Source organism: Aliidiomarina sp. (assembly GCF_047920995.1).
GTDB lineage: Bacteria > Pseudomonadota > Gammaproteobacteria > Enterobacterales > Alteromonadaceae > Aliidiomarina.
This window is the reverse complement of record NZ_JBLRWZ010000029.1, coordinates 1-12,239: the sequence shown is the minus strand read 5'-3', so window position 1 is coordinate 12,239 and position 12,239 is coordinate 1. Positions and strand designations below refer to the sequence as shown.

Below are 12,239 nucleotides of genomic sequence, written 5' to 3'. Positions count from 1 at the left end.
AAGCATAGTAGTTAACTATGCCATCTGCATAGCAAAAAACCGCTGGAACACATGCAGTGCTCCCGCGGTTTTTTATTCGCTATCTTGCAGTTGTTCGCTGAGTTCGAACCAATCTAGCTCGAGTTGCTCTTGTGCAGATTTCAGTTGCGCCTGTTCTTGCAGAACCTTGGCCAAGCGTTCTTTATTTTCGCTTTGGTACAAATCGGTATCAAGCAGCTCGTTTTCAATTTTATGCATTCGCGCTTCTGCTTTTTCCATCGCGGCTTCAGTTTTCTTCAGCTTATCTCGCAACGGCTTAAGCTGCTGGCGCTGTTGCGCGGCGGCTTGGCGCTGGGCTTTGCGATTTTGCAGTGAATCGGCATTATTGGCACTGCTCTCGTTGCTGTTATTATCCCGCAGCTCTGCCTTGATCAGCGCGGCTTGCTCTTCTAACCAGCGCGAGTAATCATCTAAATCACCTTTAAAGGCATCTACTTGATGGTGCGCTACCAAATAATAATCATCCACGGTGGCTCGCAAGAAGTGCCGATCATGCGAAACAATTACCATGGCCCCACTGAATTCTTGTAGCGCTTGAATCAGCGCTTCGCGCATATCCAAATCGAGATGGTTAGTAGGCTCATCTAGGAGTAATAAATTCGGTTTTTGATAAATCAATAAGGCCAATACTAAGCGTGCTTTTTCACCACCAGAAAAAGGGCCTACGGGCGCATAAGCGCGATCACCGGTGAAACCGAAGCGGCCCAAATAATCGCGTAAGCTTTGCTCAGAAGCTTTTGGATCGATGCGATACAAATGGGTAACCGGGTTGTCTTGCAAACTCAAGGTATCTAACTGGTGCTGGGCGAAGTACCCGATTACTAACCCTGGGCTTACTTGGCGTAATCCATGTTGGGGTGGCAACTCACCAGCCAGCATTTTCATTAAGGTTGATTTACCAGCACCGTTGCGGCCAAGCAAACCGATACGGCTACCGGGCACTAAATTTAAATGCACTTTCTGCAGAATAATAGTTTGTTCACCCGCACTGCTGTAGCCCGCTTGAATATCATCGAGTTGAATAAGAGGGTTAGGTAGTTTGCTGGGTTCTGGAAAATGCAAATCAAAGGGTTCTTCATCACCCAGTGGCGCCGTTGCGGTAAGCCGCTCTAATGCCTTTAAGCGGCTTTGTGCTTGGCGAGCTTTGGTTGCTTGGGCGCGAAAACGATCAACGAAACTTTGTAGATGCGCGCGTTGCTGCTGCTCTTTTGCATACTGTTGCGCTTGCTGCGCTCGGCGCTCACTGCGCTGGCGCTGAAAGCTACTATAATCACCGCTATAGCATTGGGTGGTTTGGCGCTCGATATGGATAATATTATTTACTACACCATCCAAAAATTCGCGATCATGGGAGATTACGATTACCGTGCCCTCAAAGCGTTTCAACCAGCTTTCTAACCAAACAATGGCATCTAAATCCAGGTGATTGGTGGGCTCATCTAGCAATAGCAGATCGGCGCGGGCAATGAGTACTTGCGCTAAATTCAACCGCATCCGCCAACCACCTGAGAAACTTTTTACCGGTGCATCCAGTTGCGCTTGGCTAAAGCCTAAGCCCGCCATTAGCGTGGCCGCCCGAGCAGAAATCTGATAGCCACCAATGGTATCTAGTTTGCCATGCAGCACCGCAATCGCATTACCATCACCTTTTGCTTCAGCCTCATCCAATTGTTGGCGAATCGCCGTATACTCAGCATCACCGGAAATTACGTAGGCACGAGCAGGCGTATCGAGCGCAGGGGTTTCTTGCGCTACACTGGCCATGCGCCAACCGTTGGGCACATGCAGTTGGCCATCATCTTCTTTGATTTCACCGCGTAATAACGCGAACAAAGATGATTTACCAGCGCCATTGGCGCCTACCAAGCCTACTCGTTGGCCAGGGAAAATGCTAAACTGTGCTGCCTTTAATAGCTGATGGCCACCACGAATAAGGCTTAAGTTGTCGGCTTGAATCATAACTGCGGATAAGCTCCAAGTATTGCTGAGTATTTCTGGTTCAACCCATGAGGGCGCTTATGATACCTGAGAATAGCGCTCGCACCCAAATAGGAAAATGTATGGCACGCACACGTAAGCGGTTTATTTCTGGGGCGGTATGCCCGCATTGCAAAGCAACGGATTCGATGATGGTGTATATCGAAGATGAGCAAGAGCATGTAACTTGCGTTGAATGCGATTACACCATGAGTGAAGCCGATATGCAGAAAGATGATAGCGGCAAAAAAAGCTCGAATGTAAGCCGTGATCAAGTAATTGGGGTATTCAAACCTTAAGCATCACGGGGTAACCCTTTCTCAACTACCCGCACCAAGCGCTGGTTTTGCCGCTGTGATGCGTTTTTGCCTTGAACACTGCTGCCTTGAACATTCGTGCTTACTTGCTCTAGCGCCCAATCAATGTGCACGGCAATTAGTTCGGTAGTGCTGCGGCGGCGGTTGTTTAATGCCGTGATGATTGCGTTTGTTGCTTCGGCGTTGTGCTCCGCACTTACATGAGCCAATGCATTGCCCAGTGCTATCGCTAAGTTACGTTGCCAGCGTTCATAGCCGATGCGGCGAATAGGCGAGCCTTCGGTGTGTTTTAGAAACTCGCTTTCTGACCAACTCCATAAATCCAAAAGCTCAGGCGTATGCAGCTTGTGTCGGGGGAGAAAATCATTTTCCGGCGTTGGGGTAGCATAACGGTTCCACGGGCATACTAATTGGCAATCATCACAGCCATAAATACGATTGCCCATCGGTTTGCGGAATTCTTCAGGAATAATCCCGCCATATTCAATGGTGAGGTAACTAATACAGCGCCTTCCATCTACCACATAGGGCTCAACAATAGCTTGGGTTGGGCAAATCGTAATGCAGGCGGTACAGGTTCCGCATTGTTCAGGCTGCGGTTGATCTACTGGCAGTGGTAAGTTAATCAACAACTCCCCTAAAAAGAACCACGAACCATCTTCTGCATTCAATAAGAGGGTGTGTTTGCCGGTCCAGCCTAACCCTGCTTTTTCTGCCAAAGGGCGCTCAAGAATAGGGGCAGAATCTACAAAAGGGCGAAAATCAGCAGTAAGGCCATACTCTGCTTGATGCTCTGCCACGTGGGCACTAATTTTATCGCCCAGTTGTTTTAAGCGCTTGCGTAATACCTTGTGATAATCACGGCCCAACGCATAGCGGCTTACAAACCCGAGTTGTGGCTGTTTTAGCACCTCGGCAAAACGGGCGCCTTCGGGTAAGTAATTCATGCGCACACAAATTGCCCGCACACTGCCTGGATGCAGTTCAGCAGGCCGAGCACGCAGCATGCCATGCCGTTCCATGTAATCCATTTCGCCGTGATATTGCTTATCTAGCCACTCTTGTAAGGATTTTTCATGTTTCGATAAATCGAGATCGCTAATGCCCACTTGCTGGAAACCCAGTTCGCGGCCCCACTGCTTAATTTTTTCCACTAAACCTTGGTAGTTTGCTGTCATTTTTACTCAAATTTATCGTATGCTGAGGTAGCGCTAAGAATTTAATTTTACCTGCCGAGGATAATTACCGTGCACTCATGGATTACACAGAGCATACCACAGCAGCTTTATACACCGGAACAAGTTCGCGAGTTTGAACCTGAAGCGGCAGCTCGTGCTGGGGTTAGTATGTGGCAGCTCATGCAACGTGCCGGAGAAGCGGCTTGGCAATGTTTACAGCAGTGTACTAACAACACCCAGCCGCGTATCGCTGTATTATGTGGGCCGGGAAATAACGGTGGTGATGGCTACTTGCTGGCGTGCCATGCGTTGGAGGCAGGGTATCAGGTGCGGGTGTTTGCCCATGGTGAGCCCCGTTCCGAGGATGGCCAACGCGCGCTGCAAAGGTGGCTATCGCTGGGTGGGCAAATTGAGCCCCTTATGGAGTGGGCTGAGCATGAACCCGATTGGGTAGTTGATGCATTGCTTGGTACTGGCTTGAATAGCGCTATTCGTGGTGAAATTCGGGAGTGCATAGAGGCGCTTAATGAAGCAAGTTTACTGGTATTGGCGATTGATGTGCCCAGCGGCCTAAATGCCAACACCGGCACCATAATGGGTGTTGCGGTAAAAGCGAGCTGCACCGTTACCATGGTGGCGATGAAAAAAGGCTTAACTACGGCAATGGCAGCCGATTGCATTGGCACATTGTTTTACGCTGATTTGGGTATTCAGCGCGAGTTTCGTTTACTTACGGAACCTTCTGCCTGGCTATTACACAAAGAACAAATAGCCCATCAATTAACACCGCGAGCCAAGGTGTGCCAGAAGGGTAACTTTGGCCATGTGTTAGTAATAGGCGGCAGTGCTGGCATGGCGGGAGCGGCGCGCATGGCAGCCACAGCAGCAATGCGCAGTGGCGCTGGCAAAGTAAGCGTGGTGTGTGAGCCGGGTGAAGAAGCCTTAGTGGGTATGCAGCCCGAGCTTATGGTGCGCGGTTTAGCAGCAGATACGCCGGCCGCAGAGGCCTTACTAGAACAAGCTACGGTGATTGCCATTGGCCCAGGGCTTGGCCAAAGTGCTTGGGGTAAACTTTGGTGGCAACGATTTTGTTTGCGCAGCCAAGATAAGCCAGTTGCAGCGGTAATTGATGCAGATGGATTAAACTTATTAGCTCAACAATTGGCACGAGGAGAAGAGCTACCCGTGGCCGAAGGTGCGGTGTATACGCCGCATCCAGGTGAGGCCGCGCGCTTGCTACAGTGCAGCATTGCAGATATTGAGCAGGATCGCTGGTTAGCGGCGGCCACGTTGCAAGAATTATTATCCGGTACGGTGGTATTAAAGGGCGCAGGTAGTATTATTAGTGGGCCTTCGGCAACAGCGGTGAATACCTTTGGCACGCCTGCATTAGCGAGTGCTGGTATGGGTGATGTGTTAACCGGTATTATTGCTGGCTTGCTAGCGCAACAACAGGCTTTGCTGATTGAAGCAGAGAGCGCCGCACAAACAGGTGTTATGATCCATAGCTTAGCTGCTGAGCAAGCGGCTAATGGCCATTGCCGAGGGGTGCTAGCGAGCGATGTTATCGAGCACATTCGTACTTGGGTGAATCCCGAATAATTTTTACAGGATATCGATTAAGCGCATGAGTAGTATGCAAAACACGCCACCGGCACGCACTACAATTCAGCAAACATTACTAGATGAAGAGGCTACCATTGCGCTGGGTGCAAGCTTGGCTGTAGCCTGTAGCGAACCAACGGTAATTTACCTGCGCGGTGATTTGGGTGCTGGGAAAACCACCTTTAGCCGTGGTTTTGTGCAAGCGCTTGGCCATGATGGGGCAGTAAAAAGCCCAACTTATACGTTAGTTGAACCTTATGAGCTTGCTAACTGGCGAGTGTATCATTTTGATTTATATCGCTTAGCAGACCCAGAAGAGCTTGAATTTATGGGAATTCGTGATTATTTTGGGAACGATAGTTTGTGCCTGGTTGAATGGCCCGAACGTGGTGCTGGCATATTGCCACAGGCCGATATTGTAATAACTCTTAGACCTGCCGAAAGTGGGCGTTCAGCTACGTTAGTAGCCTTTAGTGAAGTTGGGGATGCGTTATTAAAACAACTGTAGTACATGGATGGTGCAAACGAATGTATCAAGTGGTGCTTTTGCTAATTGTTAGCATGAGCTTGTTTGGCGTGAATGCGTTTGCCCAATCAATCAACCAAGTACGCGTTGCGCCGTCTGCAGATAAAACACGTATAGTGTTCGATTTATCTGCAGAGCCTACATATACCTATTTCACCATATTTGATAATGCGCCGTACCGCTTGGTGATTGATTTTCATAACACCACCAATAGGGTAGATTTAGCCGGGGTAGATGTGCGCTCGGATGTGGTGCGCGTGGTTCGCCCAAGCGGGCCGCCTCGGCCAGGAACAAGCCGAGTGGTAGTTGAACTCAGCGGCCCTATTACACCAGAAATTTTTGCTTTAGGGCCAGCAGGCAGCGCAGGCCATCGGTTAGTAGTAGATATTGCCGGAGCCACTAACGTAACCCAAGCAGCACCAACTCGAACGGCACCAACAGTACCCGCACCGGATAGTACGCCTCGCGTTCCGCGTACGCTGGATTCTGTGCCGATTAGGCCATTAGTGGTGGTGATTGATGCTGGCCATGGCGGCCGAGATCCTGGTTCAATTGGCCCTGCAGGCACCCAAGAAAAGCATGTAACTTTAGCGGTGGCACGTAAATTGGCCGCACGCATTAATGCCGATCCAGGAATGCGTGCTGTGCTTACTCGCACAGGTGATCAATCGGTATCGTTGGCGCAACGCACCAGTATTGGCCGCCGCGAGCGTGCTGATTTCTTTGTGAGCTTGCATGCCGATGCGTTTACCTCTTCACAACCACGAGGAGCCTCCGTATGGGTGCTTTCGCAACGGCGCTCTGATACTGAACTTGGTAGAGCACTGGAAAATAAAGAACGTTTAAGTGAAGAGCTGATTGATGTGGAGCACATTCTCCAAGACGCAGATGACGATCCGTATTTAAACCGAGCAATGTTAGATATGTTCCGCGATAACTCGATGGCTGATGGCTACGAAGCTGCGCAAATTATTTTAGCGGAGCTGGGTAAAGTAACTCGCTTACATCGAAACCGCCCGGAAGGTGCCAGCTTTGGTGTTTTAAGTGCGCTACGTACGCCTTCGGTATTAGTTGAGCTTGGTTTTATCTCCAATCCGCATAAAGAACGTTTATTAATTAATAATCAGCATCAAGATCGTTTGGCAAATGCGCTTTACATGGGGATTCGGGAGTTCTTTATTCGTAACCCGGTAGCCGGTACTTCACTTGCGGAACTGCGGTTACAAACCCATGTGGTAGCGCGGGGCGAATCACTTTCGGTAATCGCTCAACGCTATGGCGTAAGTGTAGATGCGATCGTGCAGCATAATAATTTGCGCAGCACCACAATTCGGGTTGGTCAGCGTCTCGAAATCCCAATGGGAAGGTAACTCATGCCCATTCAATTGTTACCGCCGCAGTTAGCAAACCAGATTGCGGCCGGCGAAGTTGTAGAGCGGCCAGCTTCTGTTGTAAAGGAGTTGGTGGAAAACTGCATTGATGCTGGCGCCACAGAAGTTCGTATTGATATTGAGAAAGGTGGCGCGCGCAGAATCCGCATTCGTGATAATGGCAGTGGCATCGGCAAAGATGAGCTCACACTCGCGCTGAGCCGCCATGCTACCAGCAAAATTTCCACGCTTGATGATTTAGAGGCGATCGCCAGCCTTGGCTTTCGTGGCGAAGCTTTAGCCAGTATTAGCTCTGTAGCGCGCTTGCGCTTAACCTCTAAGCCAGCGGGCCAGAATGAGGCATGGCAAGCTTGGTGCGAAGGTCGGGATATGAGCGTGCAATTAGAGCCGGCTGCGCATCCGAATGGCACCACAGTAGATGTAGAAGATTTATTTTTTAATACGCCCGCGCGGCGTAAGTTTCTGCGTACGGAGAAAACCGAATTCGCGCATATTGATGAAGTAGTGCGCCGAATCGCCTTAGCCTGCCCGGATATCGATATCCAACTAAGCCATAATCAGCAAATGCTGCGCAACTACCGGGTGGCAAATACCGAGCAAAAGGTAGCTCAGCGATTGCAGCAAATCGCCGGCAAACGGTTTAGTGAGGAAGCGCTTTACTTGCAAACTAAGGGCTTGGAAACTAAGAGCTCAGATATGGCACACATCGAGCTGAACTTACATGGGTGGATTGCACCTCCTAGTGCCTGTAGGCACCAAGGCGATGTGCAGTACATGTATGTGAACGGCCGCATGATGAAAGATAAACTGCTAAATCATGCAGTGCGCCAAGCCTATGCGGAAAGCCTACCGGATGATAAACAAGCCACATTTGTGCTGTACATAGAGCTTCCTGCGCACGAGGTAGATGTAAATGTGCACCCAGCCAAACATGAAGTGCGTTTTCATCAAGCGCGGCAGGTGCATGATTTTGTGCTCGCTGCTTTACGCAATGCGCTCGCACCTTATGTTCGTGAACAGCAGCAAGCCCAGCACAATTATCGCTATCAGGCGCTAATACCAAATAATGATGCGGCACAATATCAAGCGGCCGAAGCAAATTTTACTAATCCTGCGCAGAATTTTGCTAACGATATACATAAAGCCAGTAATGCAGTTAATGCGCTCAACACCGAACAGCAGCCGCAAGCTTGCGCTAATGTGGGCATTCTTCCCGGCGCAGGCGAGCAACTCGCTTGGCAGCAATTAAGCCTACTGCAAAATCGTTGGCTATTGATTAAAGGGGCAAATAACGAACCGAGCGCGCAACTAGAGAAACTCTATGTACTCGATTTGCAGAGAGCACAGCAGCAGATACTCAGCCAACGTATTCGCCAACAATTAATTACAGGCCTTGCTGGCCAACCACTATTGTTGCCGGTGCAACTGCAAATCAGTACAGCGCTACTAAAATTACCTATGCATGTGTATAGCCAGCTAGGCTTGCTTTTGGTGCAGGGCAAAACCACGCAACAACACCGCGAAATAACCGTGCAACAGGTGCCAAGTATGTTGCGAAACAGCAATATTAGCGCGCTACTACCGCAACTACTGGAACAACTAACTGCGCTATGGCAGCAGGCAGATACCACGGCGGAATCTGCCCAAGGCTTTATTGATCAGGTAATAGGCTCCGCATTACCCAATTGGCTAGCAGCACAGGCGGTTCAGTTACGGTATACGGAACAGGATGCAAAACAATTATGGCAGCAGATTAAGCAGATTCCGCAATGGCAGCAGTTGCTAAACGAAATTGATTGGCAAGCCAACCTAAGCGAAAACAAATCAATTTCCACCAAGAGTGGTAGCCAATGAATGCAGCACTAGTAGAACATTTACAGCAGGGAGTGATTTGCCTCAGCGGGCCCACTGCTGCGGGTAAAACCGCTTTAGCTATGGCGCTTGCGAAGCAGTTTCCGGTTGAGTTGGTTAGTGTGGATTCAGCACTAATTTATCGCGAAATGGATATTGGTACAGCAAAGCCAACGCGCGAGGAGCTAGAAACCTGCCCTCATCATTTAATTAATATTTGCGATCCTGCCGAGATATACTCTGCAGCTAATTTTCGCACCGATGCATTGCGGCTGATTAACAGCATTCGAGAGCGCGGCAATATACCGCTCTTGGTGGGCGGAACTATGCTTTACTATCGAGCCCTCTTAGCGGGTTTATCGGCATTGCCAGCAGCAGATCCTGAGGTACGCAAGCAATTGCAAGATGATGCGGAGCGGCAAGGTTGGTTAGCCTTGCATGAGCGCCTCCAAAAAATAGATGCCGTTGCGGCGAAAAGAATACATCCGAATGATCCACAACGCCTGTTGCGCGCGTTAGAGGTATTTGCCATTAGCGGCAAATCGCTAACGGAATTAACCCAGCGTCAACAACCCGGGTTACCACGACCTACTTGGCAAATTGCCGTGGCGCCACCAGAACGAAGCCAATTGCATGAGAATATCGCTAAACGGTTTCATATGATGATTGCTGCTGGTTTTGAGCAAGAGGTAGTAGCATTACGGGCGCGGGGAGATTTGCATCTTGATTTACCGTCTATGCGCTGTGTTGGCTATCGGCAAATGTGGCAATATCTAGATGGTGAAATGAGCCACGAAGAAATGATTGAGCGAGCAATTATTGCTACTCGCCAGTTAGCGAAACGGCAAATAACCTGGTTACGTTCGTGGCGTGGCCTCACGTGGTTAAACCCGTTGCAAGATGATATTAACGAGCAAGCAATAGCAGCGCTTTCGGCAGATCCACTAGCACCAGAAGCGTGGTTACCTGATTAACTTACGCACTTGATTTTTTGTTTGTTTAAGAATTTCACTGCGAATGCCGATACTCATTGTAAGTGATTGGACTAAAATTTAAATTTGCTGCTACACTAACTTGTATTCGCAGCGTTTTGTACCCATATAGTGTTTAACTATGTGTAAGTGAGAATGCGAATTTGCATGGAAAGCGGAGCAATATTTAGGTAATGGCGGCCGCAACAATACTAATAACATAAAGGAGCCAAACCATGGCGAAAGGGCAAACCTTACAAGACCCTTTTTTGAACGCGCTGCGTCGGGAAAGAATACCGGTTTCGATTTACTTGGTGAATGGTATTAAGTTGCAGGGGCAAGTTGAATCGTTTGATCAATTTGTTGTGCTACTGAAAAATACGGTTAGCCAAATGGTGTATAAACATGCGATCTCTACAGTGGTTCCGGCACGCACGCCAAGCCAATATCCGCCAACGAATGGTACTGAAGATATCGAATAATACACTGTTCAAAAGCGAACAGTGAAGGAGCGGCTTGCTTGTTTGAGCGGTATGAAGGTGGCGAGCAGGCCGTGTTGGTTCATGTGGAATTTCCAAATGAATCGGCACGGGAAGATCTCGAAGAATTAAAATTATTAGTTTCCTCGGCAGGTGTTGAATCCGTTGGTGTGATTACCACCTCACGACATTCCCCGGATGCACGGCTATTTATTGGCTCGGGTAAAACCGAAGAAGTAGCAGCATTAGTGCAAGCAACAGGCGCTGAGATTGTTATTTTCAATCATCGGCTTTCGCCTTCGCAAGAGCGTAATATCGAACGTGAAGTGAAATGCCGAGTGCTGGATCGTACCGGGCTGATCTTAGATATTTTCGCGCAACGGGCGCGCACCCATGAGGGTAAGCTGCAAGTTGAACTTGCGCAATTGCGGCATATTTCTACGCGATTAATTCGCGGCTGGACTCACTTAGAGCGGCAAAAAGGTGGTATTGGCTTACGTGGCCCGGGTGAAACCCAGCTCGAAACCGATCGCCGATTAATTCGTGGGCGCATCAAAAACATTCTTGCGCGCTTAGAAAAAGTATCCAAACAACGAGAGCAGGGGCGTAGAAGCCGGCAACGTGCAGAAATTCCAACGTTGGCCTTGGTGGGCTATACCAACGCGGGCAAATCAACCCTATTTAATCGCTTAACCGGTAGTGACGTGTATGCGGCAGATCAGTTGTTCGCTACGCTCGATCCAACCTTACGCAAGTACGAATTGCCCGATGTAGGGGCGGTTATTCTTGCCGATACAGTGGGCTTCATTCGCCATTTGCCCCATGATTTAGTGGCCGCTTTTAAAGCAACCTTGCAAGAAACCCGTGATGCAGAGCTACTCCTGCATGTTATGGATTGCCACGATGAGCGCATGCTGGAAAACCGGTTCGAAGTTGATAAAGTGCTCACCGAAATAGCCGCTAGCGAAGTTCCGCAATTATTAGTAATGAATAAAGTAGATTTAGTAGCCGATCTTACCCCGCGAATTATTCGCGATGATGAGGGCAAACCCACGGAAGTATGGCTTTCTGCGCAAACAGGTGCAGGAATTGATCTGCTGCGAGAAGCGCTGCATGATCTGCTGGTATCTAAACTAATGATTGAAACCCTGAGGTTGAGCCCAAATCAAGGTAAGTTACGTAGTAAGTTATACGCGCTTCAGTGTGTTACGGAAGAGCATCCACAGAAAGACGGAGATGTGCTAGTATCAGTGCGTGTTCCTGTCGTAGAATGGCAGCGATTACTGAAAGAATATGGCGATGGGTTAACCAACAGTTTGTGTTAGGCTATTGCACGAATTTAAACAAAAGAGCATTTGCTGGAGTTATCAATGGCCTGGAATCAACCGGGAAATAGTGGCAAAGATAAAGATCCATGGGGAAATAAACCTCAAGGTGGTAGAGATCAGGGGCCACCTGATCTTGATGAAGCTTTGCGCAATATCATGGGCAAGTTAGGGCTTGGCGGCAAAGGCGGCCAAGGTGGTAGCAGTGGAAGTGGCGCCGGTATACCAAAAAAAGTAGTGGGCTTAGTGCTCGGCTTAGTGGTTGTGATTTGGTTTATCGCCGGCTTTTACACTGTGAAAGAAGCAGAACGTGGTGTAGTACTCCGCTTTGGCGCGTACCATGCTGAAGTAGGCTCAGGCTTACATTGGCGTCCTGTATTCATTGATCAAGTAACCAACGTTGATGTGAACAACGTTCGCTCGCAACAAACTGCAGGTTTCATGCTTACCGAAGATGAAAACGTAGTGCGGGTAGAGCTAGCAGTTCAATATCGCGTAATGAATGCACGTGCTTATCTGTACAATGTTGAAGCACCAGATTCGAGCTTATCGCAGATTACTGATAGTGCATTACGTTTCG

11 protein-coding genes are annotated in these 12,239 nt (G+C 49.0%); 9 read left to right on the top strand and 2 right to left on the bottom strand.

What is annotated here, in order from left to right; translation table 11 throughout:
* Positions 1-72: 72 nt before the first annotated feature.
* On the bottom strand, positions 73-1,998 hold the full coding sequence (locus ACNA7P_RS08575; protein WP_416258210.1) for an ATP-binding cassette domain-containing protein: 1,926 nt from the start codon (positions 1,996-1,998) through the stop codon (positions 73-75).
* Positions 1,999-2,099: 101 nt separating this feature from the next.
* On the opposite strand from ACNA7P_RS08575, the gene ACNA7P_RS08570 reads away from it, so the two are divergent.
* A complete protein-coding gene (locus ACNA7P_RS08570; protein ID WP_416258209.1) occupies positions 2,100-2,315 on the top strand; it encodes a YheV family putative zinc ribbon protein in 216 nt (71 codons plus the stop codon).
* Here ACNA7P_RS08570 and queG read toward each other — a convergent pair.
* Positions 2,312-3,511 (bottom strand): tRNA epoxyqueuosine(34) reductase QueG, encoded by a 1,200-nt coding sequence (gene queG / locus ACNA7P_RS08565; protein WP_416258208.1) that lies wholly within the window; start codon positions 3,509-3,511, stop codon positions 2,312-2,314. The two genes, ACNA7P_RS08570 and queG, sit on opposite strands and share 4 nt — an antisense overlap.
* A 69-nt stretch (positions 3,512-3,580) precedes the next feature.
* On the opposite strand from queG, the gene ACNA7P_RS08560 reads away from it, so the two are divergent.
* The 8 genes from ACNA7P_RS08560 to ACNA7P_RS08525 all read left to right on the top strand — a co-directional run.
* A complete protein-coding gene (locus ACNA7P_RS08560) occupies positions 3,581-5,113 on the top strand; it encodes an NAD(P)H-hydrate dehydratase (RefSeq protein ID WP_416258207.1) in 1,533 nt (510 codons plus the stop codon).
* 25 nt (positions 5,114-5,138) lie between these two features.
* On the top strand, positions 5,139-5,624 hold the full coding sequence (gene tsaE / locus ACNA7P_RS08555; RefSeq protein ID WP_416258206.1) for a tRNA (adenosine(37)-N6)-threonylcarbamoyltransferase complex ATPase subunit type 1 TsaE: 486 nt from the start codon (positions 5,139-5,141) through the stop codon (positions 5,622-5,624).
* A gap of 20 nt (positions 5,625-5,644) precedes the next feature.
* A complete protein-coding gene (locus tag ACNA7P_RS08550) occupies positions 5,645-7,012 on the top strand; it encodes an N-acetylmuramoyl-L-alanine amidase (RefSeq protein ID WP_416258205.1) in 1,368 nt (455 codons plus the stop codon).
* A 3-nt stretch (positions 7,013-7,015) separates the two neighbouring features.
* The gene (mutL, locus tag ACNA7P_RS08545) at positions 7,016-8,887 is read left to right on the top strand and encodes a DNA mismatch repair endonuclease MutL (RefSeq protein WP_416258204.1); all 1,872 of its coding nucleotides are present in this window, start codon (positions 7,016-7,018) and stop codon (positions 8,885-8,887) included.
* Entirely contained in the window at positions 8,884-9,858 is a 975-nt protein-coding gene (gene miaA, locus ACNA7P_RS08540) for a tRNA (adenosine(37)-N6)-dimethylallyltransferase MiaA (protein ID WP_416258203.1), read from the top strand. Before mutL ends, miaA begins: the two co-directional genes overlap by 4 nt.
* A 233-nt stretch (positions 9,859-10,091) precedes the next feature.
* A complete protein-coding gene (hfq, locus tag ACNA7P_RS08535) occupies positions 10,092-10,337 on the top strand; it encodes an RNA chaperone Hfq (protein WP_416258202.1) in 246 nt (81 codons plus the stop codon).
* 38 nt (positions 10,338-10,375) lie between these two features.
* Positions 10,376-11,659, top strand: coding sequence for a ribosome rescue GTPase HflX (hflX, locus tag ACNA7P_RS08530; protein ID WP_416258201.1), 1,284 nt, complete (start codon positions 10,376-10,378; stop codon positions 11,657-11,659).
* Positions 11,660-11,704: 45 nt separating this feature from the next.
* A partial coding sequence (locus ACNA7P_RS08525; RefSeq protein WP_416258200.1) for a protease modulator HflK N-terminal domain-containing protein occupies positions 11,705-12,239 on the top strand: 535 nt, incomplete at its 3' end.